Origin of the sequence: Mycobacterium neumannii (assembly GCF_048452905.1) — a bacterium.
GTDB lineage: Bacteria > Actinomycetota > Actinomycetes > Mycobacteriales > Mycobacteriaceae > Mycobacterium > Mycobacterium neumannii_B.
Genome location: NZ_JBCGVF010000001.1, coordinates 611,839 through 626,820, shown reverse-complemented (window position 1 = coordinate 626,820; position 14,982 = coordinate 611,839). Strand labels below are relative to the sequence as shown.

Below are 14,982 nucleotides of genomic sequence, written 5' to 3'. Positions count from 1 at the left end.
TACGGTAGCGCCGTCACAACTTCCGTGCGCGCAGCCCGTTGAGGAACGGGCAGCCCATCAGCACCCGGATCGCCTGGCTCAACCCGGTGACGTCGTCGACCGGGCGGGTGAACGGCAGCCGCACATCGTGGTCGCCGTCGTCGGTCTCCACCCGCAGCTGGACGCCGTAGCGGTCCAAGCCCAGGGGCCGGACCCGGCCGCGGCGCAGCGACATCGGAAGCCGGCTGGCCAGCCGCTCGACGACGTCGCGGTGGGCCGACTCCATGTGCTGCAGCCAGCATGACTCCATCGCGCAGAACGGGTCCGGCCGCGCGTCGAGCAGGGTGCTCACGCTGACCGATTCGGCGCCAGTGGAATCGGCGACCACCACGGAGTCGATCTCCAGTCGCAGAAGCGTGTGGCCCTTGTCGCCGTCGGCGGTCGCCGAGTTCACCTGAAGTAGTGCGGGATTGGGGTCTTCCGAGGCGATCAGGTCGAGCAGGGCCGAGACCTCGCCTGCGGGCACGTCGTGCAGGCGGCCCTGTATCCACACCAGCGAGCGCACCGGCTCGCGTAGCGGTAGCGGCGCGTAGTCCGTCATCTCCAACACCGCCTGCACCCCGCCGGCACCCGCGCTGACGGCCTTGGTCGCCACCGCGCTGTCCGCGGGGACCGTGATCGCGAACGAGCCGTCGTCGAGCAGGTGGTGGACCGGAGTTTCGCTGGGAGCCCCGTTCTCGCCGCCCTCGACCGCGAGAATCGCGCCGCCTGCTTTGGCGCACGCGGTGCGGATCCGCTCGGCCGTCGTCGGTGCCGTGACCGTTGTCGCCATGCAGCCTCCTCTGAGATAAGGTGAGCCTAACTTAACTAAGCCGTGGCGGATCCCGCAAGCCTTTCGTGCAGCGGAACGGCATTACCGCGGTGACCCGATAGTGTTGTTCCCGTGCCGCGCATCGCTTATCTCGGCCCCGAGGGGACCTTCACCGAGGCGGCGCTGCTCAAAATGTCGGGCGGCCGCATGCTGCCCGGGGGGCCGGGCGCCGATGCGGTGACACCGGTCCCGTGCGACAGCACCACCGGCGCGCTCGCCGCCGTGCGCGACGGCGACGCCGACTACGCCTGCGTCCCGATCGAGAACTCGATCGAGGGTTCGGTGCTACCCACCCTCGACGGCCTGGCCGGCGGCACGCCGCTGCAGATCTTCGCCGAGCTCACGCTCGACGTCTCGTTCACGATCGCGGTCCGCGACGGCACCGCGGCCGACGACGTGACGACCGTCGCCGCCTTCCCCGTAGCGGCCGCTCAGGTGCGGCACTGGCTGGCCGAGCAGCTGCCGTCGGCGCAGGTGATACCCGCCAATTCCAACGCCGCCGCGGCCGCCGACGTCGCCGAGGGCCGCGCCGACGCGGGGGTGAGCACCGCGCTGGCCACCAAGCGCTACGGTCTGGCGGCGCTGGCGTCCGACATCGTGGACGAACCCAACGCGCGCACCCGGTTCGTGCTCGTCGGTGTGCCCGCCCCGCCGCCAGGGCGCACGGGCGCCGACCGGACGTCGGTGGTGCTGCGACTCGACAACGTCCCCGGCGCGCTGGTATCGGCGTTGACCGAGTTGGCCGTCCGCGACATCGATTTGACCCGGATCGAATCACGGCCCACCCGAACGGGGTTGGGCACCTACATCTTCTTCCTCGACTGTGTCGGCCACATCGACGACGATGCGGTGGCCGAGGCACTCAAGGCGCTGCACCGTCGTTGTTCGGATATGCGATTCCTCGGATCCTGGCCGACCGGAGCAGCCGCAGGCGCGGCCCCTCCCGGCCTTGACGAAGCCTCCAGCTGGCTGGAGCGACTCAGGGAGGGACTGCGGTGAGCGGGCGTCTCCTGCTGGTGCGTCACGGGCAGTCACTGGCGAACGTCCACCGTCGCCTCGACACCCGCCCGCCCGGCGCCGAACTTACCGACCTCGGCCGCGATCAGGCGCGCTCCTTCGCCAGAGGCATGCCTGCTGCGCCCGCGATCCTGGCGCATTCGGTGGCCCACCGGGCCCGTCAGACCGCCGAGGAGATCGCCGGTTCGCTGCGGTTGCCGCCCGTGGAGCTCGACGGGGTCCACGAGGTCCAGGTCGGCGATCTGGAGGACCGCAACGACGACGAGGCGATCGCGACGTTCGAGTCGATCTACCAGAAGTGGCACGACGGCGATCTCGACGTGGCGATGCCCAACGGTGAGACGGGACACGACGTGCTGGACCGGTACGTGCCCACCATCACCCAGCTGCGGATGCGCCATCTCGACGACGACGCCTGGCACGGCGACATCGTGCTGGTCAGCCACGGCGCGGCGATCCGGCTGGTGTCGTCGGTGCTGGCCGGTGTCGAGCGCAGTTTCGCTCTCGACCACCACTTGGGGAACACGGAGGCCGTCGTGCTGGCACCGGTCACCGACGGTAGGTGGAGTTGTCTGCAGTGGGGGTCGCTGACGCCGCCGTTCTACCCCGAGCCCGACGTACGGCCGGTCGAAGACGCTCTGCGCTCAGCCGACCCGATGGGCTGACACCGAGACGGTGCACGCGCAGCTGATCGCCTCACAGTCGATCACGAACGCGTGCGCCACTTCCGGGGTGACGCAGTCCGGTTCGGTGCATTCCGCTCGACATGCGATGTGGTGGATGACGGTGCCATGGCAGTGCTCGAGGCCCGCTACGCATTCTCGGCACTCGGTCATGGCCCCTTGATAGCACTCGCGGGCGACAAAGCGCAGTTGCCGCGCGGTGTGTTTGCCCGCTATCCCCAGCCGAGTTCGTGGAGGCGCTCGTCGTCGATGCCGAAGTGGTGCGCGACCTCGTGGATCACGGTGATCGCCACCTCGTCGACGACGTTCTGCTCGCTGTCGCAGTGCTCCAGCAGCGCATCGCGGTAGATCGTGATGGTGTCGGGCAGCGAACCGGCGTACCACGAATCGCGTTCGGTCAGTGCGACGCCCTGATACAGGCCCAGCAGGTCGGGCTCCTCGTCGTTGCGGCCCTCGACAAGGACGACGACGTTGTCCAGCGCGTCGGCGAGCTTCGGCGGTATCAGATCGAGCGCCTCGGAGACCAGTTCTTCGAACCGCTCCCGGCTCATCTGTACGGCCACTCGGTTACGGCCCGGGCGGCGCGGGTGCCGGTGCCGGTGGGGGCGGCGCAGGCGCTGGGGGCGGCGGAAGCGGCGCGGGCGCTGGTGGCGGCGGGGGAAGCGGCGCACCGGGCGGCGGAGGCAGCGGGGCACCCGGCGGTGGTGGCGCGCCGGGAGCCGGCGGGGGCGCGCCGCCCAGGAAGGTGTTGCCGGGGGCGGGTTCGGGATTGGGCGGTGCATCGCCCTGGTGCACGTCCGAGGACGCAGGACCGTGCGTCGAGGGCTGTTGGTCGCTGTCGTCGCTGGAGCTGCCACTGCTGCTGCCGCTGCTGCTGCTTGAGGACTGACCGCTGGTGGACTGAGAGGTGTTGACCGGCTCGTTGTCGGTGATCGGGATCGGCGGGAAGTTCAGCCGCTCTTCGGGGATGTCCGGGGGAGGCACCGGTGGCTGACCGTTGATCAGCAGGGGGCCCTTGGCGCTGTTTAGCAGCGTCGACCAGCCACCATTGCCCAGCGTCGCCCCGATACTGCAGGACACCTGACGACTGCCCGCCGCCCAACTAGGCAGCGAGATCGTGCTGTAGATCAGCGTCAGCGTGGTGCTGCGAAGTTCGATGGGAGCCAGGTAGGCGTCCGTCATCCGGGTGCACGCGTCCTTGATGAAGCTGTCCTGCTCGGGCTCGGGCGGCAGCCCGCCGGGGAACCTCTCGGCGAGATTCACCGCGCCGGTGACCTCCATCGCGTGCGGCGCCGCGCAGTCGACCGGGATGTCGGTGGGCTGGTTGGTGGTGGGGTCGATGCCCAGGCAGGTGCCCGCAGGCCACACCTTGGACTGGTCGACCTCGGCGACCTTGCCGGAGAACGGCAGCTGCTGGTTGTTCGGGCCGGGCAGCTGCAACCCGCACAGCATGCGGCGCTCGCCGGACTGGCGCCAGGCCTTGTCCCCGGACCACAGCATGCTCACGGTGAACCGGCTGTTCGGGTCGAAGCGCGGACCCAGGTAGTTCTTCACGGCCGTCGAGCACTGCTCCTGGCTGATCTGCTGGATACGCGCGGTCGACGGCGGCGCGGCGTCCGGACCGTATTCACTGCCCGGGAAGGTTCGCATGTCCACCGACTCGGCGACCTCGAACCGGTGCTCCTGGCTGCAGTCGACGATCTCCGCGGCGTCGGGTGTCCGGTCGGGCCAGTTGAGGCAGTCGCCCGCCTTGGCGTGTTCGAACGTCGCATTGCCCCGGGGTCCGAGGGAGATCGTGCTCGCGGTCAGCCCGCTGGCGCCATCGGTTTGCGGCAGGGCGGTGATGAGGCCCGCGATCAGCAACCCGCCCAGCGCCGTCAACACGAGCGCTCGGCGCGTCGGCGTGGCGTGCAGACTGGTCCACCACGCCACCCGCTCCTGCGCCTGTGCGTCGCCTTGCTGCAGATCGGCGGGTTCGTGCTCGCCGAACGGGCGACCGGGTGCCTCCAACATCTGCTCCATTGTGACAGGCGTGTCAGGTGCTGTGACAAGTGATGCAGTTGTAAAGTTATGCGGTTGTGCTGGCCTGGGTGCTCGACCAGTAGGGTTGCGCCCGTGATCGACCTCAAGTTGCTGCGCGAAAACCCGGATGTGGTCCGTGCCTCGCAACGCGCCCGCGGCGAAGATCCGAGCCTCGTCGACGCGTTGCTCGAGTCCGACGCCGCGCGCCGGGCCGCGGTGTCGGCGGCCGACAATCTGCGAGCCGAGCAAAAGGCCGCGAGCAAGAAGGTGGGCAAAGCGTCGCCGGAGGAGCGGCCCGCACTCCTGGAGCAGGCCAAGGAGCTAGCCGAGAAGGTCAAGGCCGCCGAGACCGCCCAGGCCGACGCCGCGCGGACATTCACCGAAGCGCACATGGCGCTCTCCAACGTGATCATCGACGGGGTGCCCGCTGGCGGCGAGGACGACTTCGTCGTGCTCGACACGGTAGGTGAGCCGGCGCGCATCGACGACCCCAAAGATCACGTCGAACTCGGTGAGTCGTTGGGTCTCATCGACCTCGAACGCGGCGCGAAGGTGTCCGGTTCGCGCTTCTACTTCCTCACCGGGGCCGGCGCGCTGCTGCAGCTGGGCCTGCTCCAGTTGGCCGTCAAACTCGCCACCGCGAACGGGTTCACGCTGATGATCCCGCCGGTGCTCGTGCGCCCGGAGGTCATGGCGGGCACCGGTTTCCTCGGCGCGCACAGCGAGGAGGTCTACCGGATCGAGTCCGATGACCTGTACCTGGTCGGCACCTCCGAGGTGCCGCTGGCCGGATACCACTCCGACGAGATCCTCGACCTGTCCGACGGACCGCTGCGCTATGCGGGTTGGTCGTCGTGTTTCCGGCGCGAAGCGGGCAGCCACGGCAAGGACACCCGCGGCATCATCCGCGTGCACCAGTTCGACAAGGTCGAGGGCTTCGTCTACTGCAAGCCCTCAGACGCCGAGGCCGAACACGAGCGCCTGCTGGGATGGCAGCGCCAGATGCTGGCCGATATCGAGGTGCCGTACCGGGTCATCGACATCGCCGCCGGTGATCTTGGATCCTCTGCGGCGCGCAAATTCGACTGTGAGGCTTGGGTACCCACGCAGCAGACCTACCGGGAGCTGACCTCGACGTCTAACTGCACGACGTTTCAGGCGCGCCGGCTGGCGGTGCGCTACCGCGACGAGAACGGGCGCCCGCAGACCGCGGCAACGCTCAACGGAACCTTCGCGACGACGCGGTGGATGGTGGCGATCCTGGAGAATCATCAGCAGCCCGACGGCAGCGTCCGGGTGCCGCAAGCCCTCAGGCCGTACGTCGGAGCCGACGTCCTGACGCCGGCCAAGTAGGGCAGGCGCCTCGCGGGGAGGAGAGGACTGGTTTCGCGCACCCGGACTCGGGTAAAAGCGATCGCATCCCGACTCTAGGAGGCGCCGTGAAGGCGATGGTTTACCGCGGCCCGTACAAGATACGGGTCGAAGACAAAGACATTCCGCCGATCGAGCATCCGAACGACGCGATCGTGCGGGTGACCCTCGCGGCGATGTGCGGTTCGGACCTGCACCTCTACCACGGCATGATGCCCGACACCCGGGTCGGCATGACCTTCGGCCACGAGTTCATCGGTGTGGTCGAACAGGTCGGGCCCTCGGTGCGCAATCTCAAGGTCGGCGACCGGGTCATGGTGCCGTTCAACATCTTCTGCGGCTCGTGTTACTTCTGCGCCCGCGGGCTGTACTCCAACTGCCACAACGTCAACCCGAACGCGACCGCCGTCGGCGGGATCTACGGCTACTCGCACACGTGCGGTGGATATGACGGCGGGCAGGCGGAGTTCGTCCGGGTGCCGTTCGCCGACGTGGGTCCGGCGCTCATCCCCGACTCCCGACTGGATGGCCGACGAGGACGCGCTGATGTGCACCGACGCGCTGGCCACCGGCTACTTCGGCGCGCAACTCGCAGACATCGTCGAGGGCGACGTCGTCGCGGTCTTCGGCGCAGGCCCGGTCGGTCTGTACGCCGCGAAGTCGGCATGGCTGATGGGCGCGGGTCGGGTGATCGTCATCGACCACCTCGAGTACCGGTTGGAGAAGGCTCGCACGTTCGCGCATGCCGAAACCCTCAACTTCGCCGAATACGACGACATCGTCGTGGAGATGAAGAAGACCACCGGTTATCTCGGCGCCGACGTGGCCATCGATGCCGTGGGCGCCGAGGCCGACGGCAATCTGCTGCAACACCTCACCGGCGCCAAGCTCAAGATGCAGGGCGGTTCGCCCGTCGCGCTGAACTGGGCGATCGACGCGGTGCGCAAAGGCGGCACGATCTCGGTGATGGGCGCCTACGGACCGATCTTCTCCGCGGTCAAGTTCGGCGACGCGTTGAACGAAGGACTGACGCTGCGGATGAACCAGTGCCCCGTCAAGCGTCAGTGGCCCAGGCTGTTCTCGCATATCCAGAACGGCTATCTCAAGCCCAATGACATTGTCACCCATCGCATTCCGCTTGAGCACATCGCCGAGGGGTATCACATCTTCTCCGCCAAGCTCGACGACTGCATCAAACCGGTCATCGTGGCCAACGCCGCCTGAGGGGAATCGTCATGACCTACACCGCCGACCGTCCACCCGTTCCGACGTCTGAAGACCTGCGTGCTCGCATCCCGGGGTGGGGCGCCGACCTCGATCCGGCCGACCGGCCCTCGGTGCCCAAGCTGAAGGCGGTCGACACCGGTGCGCATTGGGACTTCCCTGAACGCCAACCCGAGAAGTGGCCTCGGCAGCGGTCCATCGAACACAAGTTCCTCACACCGGTTTTCGGTACGTCGACGCCGCCGAGGGGGCTCTCGGGTGCGATCCGGCGCTACTCGTATCGCACGTACAGCGAGGGCCGTGCCGCGCACTGGCTGCTGCTGATCCTCGCCGACCGCGTGGACGCCGTAGAACACCACCTGCAGTCGCTGCTCAGCCTTCGCCCGGACAACCCCATCACCCAGACCGGCGTCAAGACCGAGTTGACCCACAACGGGCTGGCTGCGCGCGCGAAAAGTAGACGGGCGGACGCCAATCACATGTGGCTGGACCCGCTGATCGTGGGTGGCCCGTGGGTGGCGACGGCCGGGGCCGGGCTGCTGGCGGCGCGCCGGTTACGCCGCAACCGGCGCTAAGGCTGCAGCAGCTCGTCGAGGACCTCGATGAGCTGATCGGGGTGTTCGGGCGTGAACGCCGGTCGCCACCGGGCGCCGTCGACGTCCAGGGTGACCAGCATGTTCTTCAGCGGCCTTCGCACGTCCAGCGGCAGCCAGCGGCGCAGATCCGAGCTGCCCCAGAACCGGTAGCGGTGCATCCAGTCCAGCGGCGAGGCGGTGTACCCGCGGATCGCCGGCAGCGGAATGACTTTCGAGGTGCCCGAGGGGAAGTGGTACCGGCGCAGCGTGACCGCCTCCCGGTCGACCTGGATCATGCCGTCGTCGTAAAGCTGTTGTGGGACAGTCACTTTCGCTCGCTCCGCAACTCGTGGCCCTTGGTGGTCAGGCAGCGGCCGTTCTGCAGATTCCACTGCCATCCGTGCAGATTGCAGGTCAGCGTTGAACCCTCCACCACGCCGAACTTCGACAGGTCGGCCTTCAGGTGCGGGCACCGCCGCTGAATCTCCCAGCCGTCCAGGGTGATCGAAGCGGAGTCGTCATGCGCCTCGGCGAACCAGCCATCGGCGTACGCGATCCGCTCGTCGGTCAGGCACTTGAAGAACGTGTACAGGTACTCGTTGTATCCGCCCACTCGCCATGCCCGAAACCGGGTGGACAGGAAGATGGTGTTGACCCAGTCCGGTTCGTTGTCGCGCAGCACGGTGCGCACCAACTCCGGCGGGATTGCGAAGCCGTAGCGGAATTTCTCGGCGGAGATCGGTTCGCGGACAACGCGTTTGGGAAAGTCGATGACCACTGTCTCGGGACCGAGCCGCAACTCGACCGGGTAGCCGATGCCGTCGCAGATCTGATCGCTCTGGATCATGATCGGCTCGAACGCGGTGCGCAGCGGCTCCAGTAGCGACTCGCCCGCCGCGTCGGCCCAGCTCGCCTTCTCCGCGGCCAGCACCGGCGCCATCCGTTCGGCGTAGTCGGCGATGTAGTCGGCCTTGCCGGTGGTGAAGATCGACTCCACCTCGTCGTCGGGCATCGGGTGGTTCAGTGAATCCAGTTGCGAACCGGTGAAAGTGGCTGTCGAGCCCGGAATCAGCAGCAGCCCGCGGTCGTGGCCGTGTGTGCGCATCTGCTCCAGGAAGACCATCTGGTCGGGGAAGATGTTGGCCGGGTCGTCGTGGTCGTCGTTGAGGTCGCGCAGCTCCGGGTCGAGGAAGCACGGCGGACCGGCAGACGGGACGACCCAGGTGGCACCGACCTGGGCGATGTACTGGCGGCAGCGGTCCATCTGGCGCTGGCGCTTCTGAATGCCGAACGCCTCCTTGGCGCGCGCTGGCATGTCGTAGACCATCGGGTACCAGATGGCGCCCGAGTACTGCAGCATGTGCACGTCGACGTGGCCGAAATCGGCATGCACGACGTCGAGGTCGACCGGGCGTGCGTCGTTCATGTTGAACGCCACGGTCTGACCGTCGTCGACGACGAGTCCCGAGTCTCCGATTGGGCCGTCGGCGGGGGCTCGCAGCGCGATGATCATCACACCGAGGTCGCCCTTGGGGCCGGACACGGTGTGGCGCGCCGAGTCGATGGTCTCGAAGAACCGGTGAAAGCCGAGCTTCTCGAGTTCGCGCCGCAGATCGGGCACCGGGTAGTCCGGCAGCAGCACGACGGCGTCCTTGTTGACGTGCTCCCGCAGCAGTTTGGGGTCGAAGTGGTCGCGGTGCAGATGCGAGACGTACAGGTAGTCGCAATCGCCGAGCGCGTCCCAGTCCAGGGCGCTGTTGTCGGGGAACGGGAACCACGACGCGAAGTAGGCCGGGTTCACCCAGGGGTCACACAGGATGCTCCCGGCCGCTGTGTCGATGCGGAAACCCGCGTGGCCGATGCTGGTGACCTGCACAAATACCCTTCCTGCGAATGTGGATGCCTGCCGCGAGTCTAGCCCGCCGCAGGCTCGTCCCCATCCCACGCGCGGTGGAGCCCCCGGGTGGCGCAGGCATCGGCGAACCTCGACGAACTCGGCACCGCCGACCTCGAAGGTCGTGTGGTCACGCGACTAGGCTGCCTGATGTGGAACCCGTATACGGCACCGTCATTCAGCTGGCGCGGCTGATCTGGCGCGTGCAGGGACTCAAATTCACCGTCACCGGTGTGGAGAACCTGCCGAGAACCGGCGGCGCGGTGATCGCCATCAACCACACGAGCTACTTCGACTTCACCTTCGCGGGGCTGCCCGCCTACCGGCAGGGCATGGGGCGCAAGGTGCGGTTCATGGCGAAGAAAGAGGTCTTCGACCACAAGATCTCGGGCCCGGTCATGCGCAGTCTGCGCCACATCGAGGTGGACCGCGAGAGCGGGGCCGTCTCGTTCGAGCAGGCCTGTCAGAGGCTCAAGGAAGGCGAGTTCGTCGGCGTCTATCCGGAGGCCACGATCAGCCGCAGCTTCGAGATCAAGCAGTTCAAGTCCGGCGCCGCGCGCATGGCGATCGCGGCTGGCGTGCCGATCGTTCCGCACATCGTGTGGGGTGCGCAGCGGATCTGGACCAAGGGTCATCCGAAGAAGATGTGGCGCCCCAAGGTGCCGATCACCGTGGCCGTCGGCGAACCGATCGAGCCGACGTTGCCCGCGGCGGACCTCACGGCCCTGCTGCACTCCCGGATGCAGCACCTGCTCGAACAGGTCCAAGACGGCTACGGCCCGCACCCCGCCGGCGAGTTCTGGGTGCCGCACCGGTTGGGTGGGGCCGCGCCGACGCTCGCCGAGGCCGACCTGATGGACGCGGAGGAGGCCGCCGAGAAGGCCGCCAGGCGTGCCCAGCGTCCGGACCCCAGCGGAGCAACCGGGTAGCCGACATGGAGCCGGTCTTCTACACGCTCGAGGTTCTGGTCAAGGCGGCGGTCAGGATCAATGGCTACAAGATCAGCTACCGGGGTTTGGAGAACATCCCCGCCAGCGGCGGTGCGGTGATCGCGATCAACCACACGAGCTACGTCGACTGGTTGCCCGCCGCACTGGCGGTGCACTACCGCAAGCGGCGCCTGCGGTTCATGATCAAAGAAGAGATGCAGGACGTGAAGGTGGTGAACTTTCTGATCCGCCGCACCGGCACGATTCCGGTGGATCGCCGCGCCGGTGCGGGCGCCTACGCCATCGCGGTGGAACGCCTGCGCGCCGGTGAGCTCGTCGGCGTCTATCCGGAGGCCACCATCAGCCGAAGCTTCGAGCTCAAGGACTTCAAGACCGGCGCGGCCCGGATGGCCCGCGACGCCGATGTGCCGCTCGTTCCGCTCATCGTCTGGGGTGCGCAGCGGCTATGGACCAAGGACCATCCCCGCCGTCTGCGCCGCAACAGGATTCCGATCACGGTGCAGGTGGGTAACCCCCTTCGGGCCAGCGAGACGATGGAGCAGACGTTGCAGGAATTGCGTTCGGCGATGACCGAAATGTTGCACGAGGCGCAGCGCGACTATCCGCATCCGGAAGGGGCGTACTGGGTGCCGCGCCGACTCGGCGGCTCTGCACCCACCCTGGACGAGGCGAAGGCTCTCGACGAGGCCGAACTGGCCGAGCGTGCCCGCAAGCGTGCCCTGCGCGAAGCCAAGAGTCACCGGTGAGCCCGGACACCGGCGAACGCGGATTCCCGCGGCGGTCCCCGCTATGACCCGGCCCTTGCTGATCGCCTCCGACGTCGACGGGACGCTGCTCGACGACGACGAGAAGGTCTCGGCGCGCACTAGGGCCGCGGTCACCGCGGCGGTGGAGTCGGGCACCGAGTTCCTGATCGCCACGGGGCGGCCGCCGCGGTGGGTGCAACCGGTCGTCGACGCGTTGGGTTTCGCCCCGATGGCGGTGTGCGCCAACGGTGCTGTGCTCTACGACCCGGCCACCGACCGCATCGTGTCCGCGCGCACGTTGACCACCGACGAGCTCGGTGAGCTCGCCGACATCGCCACCCGAGTGATCCCGGGGGCGGGCCTGGCCGTCGAGCGGGTCGGCAACAGCGCCCACGACGCCGCGACCCCGCAATTCGTCAGCTCGCCCGGGTACGAACACGCATGGCTCAATCCGGACAACACCGAGGTGTCGTTCGAGGACCTGCTCAGCGCGCCTGCGGTCAAACTGCTCGTCCGAAAGGCGGGCGCGCGCAGCTCGGACATGGCCGCCACGCTCTCCGATCACGTTGGGCACGTTGCCGATATCACATACTCGACCAACAACGGCCTGATCGAGATCATGCCGGTCGGCATCAGCAAGGCCACCGGCGTCGCCGAGGTGGCCGAACCGCTGGGCATCACCGCCGATGAGATCGTCACATTCGGCGACATGCCCAACGACGTGCCGATGCTGCAATGGGCCGGTCTGGGGGTCGCCATGGGCCACGCCCATCCGGCCGCCCTGGCGGCGGCCGACGAGGTCACCTCGACCAACAACGACGACGGCGTCGCGCGTGTGCTGGAGCGGTGGTGGGCGTAGGCCTCAGGTGCTGATCGGCGGGGTGAATCGCTCGAGTTGCACGGGCGGGGTGTCGAAGTCCGGCTTCGGCAGTTCCACCGGGATACCGTCGAAAACGCGTGTCACCGTGCCCTTCTCGCGGTCGAAGTTCAGTGTGCCGTGCTGGAAGTTCTGCACGATCCAAAGCGGCTCCTGGATCTCGCCGCTGGTGGGCAGTCCGAGCGCACCGCGTTCAAAACCCAGTGTCCCCCAAGCTTTGTAGATCTCACCGGTGATCGGTTCGGCGCCGCTCACCGGTGACCAGTAGATCGCGCCGCGTTCGAACGTGACATAGCGGGCGCCATCCTGACCCGAGGCCTCCAATGACGTCGGCCTGCCCAGGGGGCTCTTCATCGCGCCCATGGCTTCCCATTTCGCGAATATCGCGCCCCCGCGCAGTGATTCGGCCAGGTCGTCGGGCCCCGGCGGTTGGTTGAAGCGCGCGGCGATGTCGCGGATGTGGTCCATCAGCGCGTACGCCGCGTTACCGGGGCACTCCGTTGCGCCGACGTCGCGGTGGGTGAAGATCGCGGGCAGCCGCGGTGTCGCCCCAGTCGGGAACTTCGAGAACGACCCCCCGCCTGACGCCAGCACCACGGCGCCGCGGGGATCGACGTGGTCGAGGCCGAGCCGCCATCCCAGCAGCCGGGCCGTGGTGCGCAGCTGAATCGGCGTCGGCGGAACCACTTCGAAGTTGCCCATCATCGCGACACCCCAGGTGTCGTGGTTGAAGCCTCCGGTGTGCGCCCCCTCGACGGGTCTGGTGATGCCGCCCGCGCGCCCCTCGAAGACCTGTCCGAACTTGTCGACCAGTGCGTTGTAGGCGATGTCGCACCAGCCCAGTGTGCGGGTGTGGTATTCGTAAATCGATCGGATGATGCCTGCCGAGTCCTGCGGGGTGTACTCGTTGCTGCCTGCGGTGTGGTGCACCACCCCCGCCCGAACTCCGGAGTCCAACCGGGGGTCTCCGCATCGCATGGATTCGTCGGCGCCCCACTGCGCGCGGTTGATGATGTTGGGCGGCACTCCGGGCGCGTTCACCGCCGACGGCGGAGGCAGCGTGTCGACCGGCGGCGCCTCCGGCGGGCTGATCAGCACCGCGTTGAGGTTCTGCCCGAAGGAATGTTGCGTGTTCGCCGGGATGTAGCCCAGTTCCGGGGCCGACGCGGGCGCCGCTTCCGGGATCTCAGCTGAGTCGGGCGGACGGGTGACCGCTATCTGCACCGTGGTGGTGCGGCCCACGAATACGGGTTCGGTGCCTGCCGGTCCCGCCGACGGAGTGTCCGGGCCGACACCTTCGAGGGGTTCGGCGTCGTACCAGGGCCCCCAGGTGCCGTCGGCCTTCCTGGCGCGCACCCGTGCGGTGGTGCCGGTGAAGTCCTGAGCGGTCAACGCCACCAATGAGAACGGCGTGTCCTGGTGGATCTCGCGGATCGTCTCCCCGCCGCCCAGCCCCGTCAGCGGTCGCTGCGCCAGCTGCGGGGCCTCGGCGATCGCGTCGTCGTCACCGTCACCGGGCAGTCCGAACAACGCCATCGGCAACATCACAACCGTCGCCGCAAGCGCGGTGAACAGCAGTGACGGCGTGGGACGGCGAGTCAGCACGGACTGATGTTACGTATGTGCCAGGTGATGCTAGTGGTGCGACACGGTTCGAAGCAGAACTAATCGAACGCCAAACCGGCACCGGCACCGCAGAGCCGAAGCGGCTTCTGCGGTGCCGTCTGGTGACAGGTCTCAGGCGCCGGGTGCGGGTGCCGGCACGGGAGCCGGGACCGGGGGCACCGCCGGCGCGCCGGGCGGCTTGGCCGCCGACATGATCGCCGGCATCACCATGCCCTTGAGCAGGTCGATCGCCTGCCCCGCACCGAGTTGATCGGCCATGCTGGACAACTCGCCGATGATGCCGCCGCTCCCCGAGGTGCCGGTCGCCGCGGGCATCGTCGCCAGCGAGGGGTCACCGAGGATCGGATAGGTGCCTGCGGCCGGGTCCAGCCCGATCGGTGCCGCGATCGGCACCTCGCTCGGGGCGGGCAGCCCGGTGGCCGACGAGATCGGCGTGGCGCCCAGGGCAGGGTCGGTCAGCGCCGGCGGCGTCGAGAGTCCCGGCGTGGTCAGCCCCGGCGTGGTCAGGCCGGCGTCACCGGTCGGACTGGTCAGCGCCGGGCTGGTCAGCGCGGGGTTGGTCAAGGCCGGATCGGTCAGTGAGGGCGCGGTCGCGGTCACGCCGGGAACCGTCGCGCTCGGGGCCGTCAGGCTCGGAGCCGTCAGGCCGGGTGTGCTGAGCCCGGGCGCGGTCAGACTGGGCGACGTCAGCTCGGGCGTGGTGAGCGCCGGCGTGGTCAGGCCCGGAGACGTCAGCGTGGTGGGCGAGCTCGAGCCCGTTCCGGTCAGGATGCCGGTCGGCATCGGCGGAAGGTTGATGCCGAACTGCGAGAGGCCCTGGGTCAGGGCGGACATCAACTCGTTCGGAAGATCCGTGATCGTCGCCGCCTGGACGAATTCGCGGTGCTGGGGGGCCGGCTTGGTGGCCTCCGTCAGCTCGGTCACGGCGACTACTGCAGCGGGACTCGCGACTGCCAGGGCCAGGACTGCGCTCGTGGCTGTCGACAGCCTGCGTCGACGTCGGTTCGGCACGGAAGTCTCCTCAATACATGGGCTACGACAATTAGTGGTCGCTTTGTGGTTCGGCTAGGCGATTCAGGTGAACAGCCCAGGTCGTGCACTGTCGGTAGTCGGAACCGACGTGATCGACGGTACTGGTGTGACTTCT

15 protein-coding genes and 1 pseudogene are annotated in these 14,982 nt (G+C 68.1%); 8 read left to right on the top strand and 8 right to left on the bottom strand.

Features of this window, described 5'->3' with window-relative positions; all coding sequences use genetic code 11:
- Positions 1–13: 13 nt before the first annotated feature.
- Entirely contained in the window at positions 14–811 is a 798-nt protein-coding gene (locus AAHH99_RS03030) for a DUF2470 domain-containing protein (protein WP_418767333.1), read from the bottom strand.
- A 111-nt stretch (positions 812–922) separates the two neighbouring features.
- On the opposite strand from AAHH99_RS03030, the gene pheA reads away from it, so the two are divergent.
- A complete protein-coding gene (pheA, locus tag AAHH99_RS03025) occupies positions 923–1,849 on the top strand; it encodes a prephenate dehydratase (RefSeq protein ID WP_418767332.1) in 927 nt (308 codons plus the stop codon).
- Complete coding sequence (locus tag AAHH99_RS03020) at positions 1,846–2,532, top strand: histidine phosphatase family protein (RefSeq protein ID WP_418767331.1); 687 nt, start codon at positions 1,846–1,848, stop codon at positions 2,530–2,532. The genes pheA and AAHH99_RS03020 overlap by 4 nt, the downstream gene beginning before the upstream one ends.
- Here AAHH99_RS03020 and AAHH99_RS03015 read toward each other — a convergent pair.
- From AAHH99_RS03015 to AAHH99_RS03005, 3 genes are read right to left on the bottom strand one after another with little or no spacing between them, the layout of a single operon-like run.
- A complete protein-coding gene (locus tag AAHH99_RS03015) occupies positions 2,512–2,703 on the bottom strand; it encodes a hypothetical protein (protein WP_418767330.1) in 192 nt (63 codons plus the stop codon). The two genes, AAHH99_RS03020 and AAHH99_RS03015, sit on opposite strands and share 21 nt — an antisense overlap.
- Positions 2,704–2,762: 59 nt before the next feature.
- Positions 2,763–3,101 (bottom strand): metallopeptidase family protein, encoded by a 339-nt coding sequence (locus AAHH99_RS03010; RefSeq protein WP_418767329.1) that lies wholly within the window; start codon positions 3,099–3,101, stop codon positions 2,763–2,765.
- A gap of 16 nt (positions 3,102–3,117) precedes the next feature.
- The gene (locus tag AAHH99_RS03005) at positions 3,118–4,572 is read right to left on the bottom strand and encodes a septum formation family protein (protein ID WP_418767328.1); all 1,455 of its coding nucleotides are present in this window, start codon (positions 4,570–4,572) and stop codon (positions 3,118–3,120) included.
- 93 nt (positions 4,573–4,665) lie between these two features.
- Here AAHH99_RS03005 and serS point away from each other — a divergent pair, with 93 nt between their 5' ends.
- The 3 genes and pseudogenes from serS to AAHH99_RS02990 all read left to right on the top strand — a co-directional run bounded on the left by serS (position 4,666) and on the right by AAHH99_RS02990 (position 7,742).
- The gene (gene serS / locus AAHH99_RS03000) at positions 4,666–5,925 is read left to right on the top strand and encodes a serine--tRNA ligase (RefSeq protein WP_418767327.1); all 1,260 of its coding nucleotides are present in this window, start codon (positions 4,666–4,668) and stop codon (positions 5,923–5,925) included.
- A gap of 86 nt (positions 5,926–6,011) precedes the next feature.
- Positions 6,012–7,167 (top strand): annotated as a pseudogene (locus tag AAHH99_RS02995) (zinc-dependent alcohol dehydrogenase).
- An 11-nt stretch (positions 7,168–7,178) separates the two neighbouring features.
- A complete protein-coding gene (locus tag AAHH99_RS02990) occupies positions 7,179–7,742 on the top strand; it encodes a hypothetical protein (RefSeq protein WP_418767326.1) in 564 nt (187 codons plus the stop codon).
- Here AAHH99_RS02990 and AAHH99_RS02985 read toward each other — a convergent pair.
- Together AAHH99_RS02985 and AAHH99_RS02980 are read right to left on the bottom strand one after the other, a co-directional pair.
- Positions 7,739–8,071 carry a hypothetical protein gene (locus AAHH99_RS02985; RefSeq protein WP_418767325.1) on the bottom strand — a complete coding sequence of 111 codons (333 nt, stop codon included), beginning with the start codon at positions 8,069–8,071 and terminating at the stop codon, positions 7,739–7,741. The two genes, AAHH99_RS02990 and AAHH99_RS02985, sit on opposite strands and share 4 nt — an antisense overlap.
- On the bottom strand, positions 8,068–9,618 hold the full coding sequence (locus tag AAHH99_RS02980; RefSeq protein ID WP_418767324.1) for a Rieske 2Fe-2S domain-containing protein: 1,551 nt from the start codon (positions 9,616–9,618) through the stop codon (positions 8,068–8,070). The genes AAHH99_RS02985 and AAHH99_RS02980 overlap by 4 nt, the downstream gene beginning before the upstream one ends.
- 170 nt (positions 9,619–9,788) lie before the next feature.
- Here AAHH99_RS02980 and AAHH99_RS02975 point away from each other — a divergent pair, with 170 nt between their 5' ends.
- From AAHH99_RS02975 to AAHH99_RS02965, 3 genes are read left to right on the top strand one after another with little or no spacing between them, the layout of a single operon-like run.
- A complete protein-coding gene (locus AAHH99_RS02975) occupies positions 9,789–10,565 on the top strand; it encodes a lysophospholipid acyltransferase family protein (RefSeq protein WP_418767323.1) in 777 nt (258 codons plus the stop codon).
- 5 nt (positions 10,566–10,570) lie between these two features.
- Complete coding sequence (locus AAHH99_RS02970; RefSeq protein ID WP_418767322.1) at positions 10,571–11,332, top strand: lysophospholipid acyltransferase family protein; 762 nt, start codon at positions 10,571–10,573, stop codon at positions 11,330–11,332.
- Between the two features lie 43 nt (positions 11,333–11,375).
- The gene (locus AAHH99_RS02965; RefSeq protein ID WP_418767321.1) at positions 11,376–12,191 is read left to right on the top strand and encodes an HAD family hydrolase; all 816 of its coding nucleotides are present in this window, start codon (positions 11,376–11,378) and stop codon (positions 12,189–12,191) included.
- Between the two features lie 3 nt (positions 12,192–12,194).
- Here AAHH99_RS02965 and AAHH99_RS02960 read toward each other — a convergent pair whose 3' ends face one another.
- Together AAHH99_RS02960 and AAHH99_RS02955 are read right to left on the bottom strand one after the other, a co-directional pair.
- Positions 12,195–13,814 carry an N-acetylmuramoyl-L-alanine amidase gene (locus AAHH99_RS02960; RefSeq protein WP_418767320.1) on the bottom strand — a complete coding sequence of 540 codons (1,620 nt, stop codon included), beginning with the start codon at positions 13,812–13,814 and terminating at the stop codon, positions 12,195–12,197.
- A 132-nt stretch (positions 13,815–13,946) separates the two neighbouring features.
- Positions 13,947–14,846 (bottom strand): hypothetical protein, encoded by a 900-nt coding sequence (locus AAHH99_RS02955; protein WP_064394884.1) that lies wholly within the window; start codon positions 14,844–14,846, stop codon positions 13,947–13,949.
- Positions 14,847–14,982 lie beyond the last annotated feature (136 nt).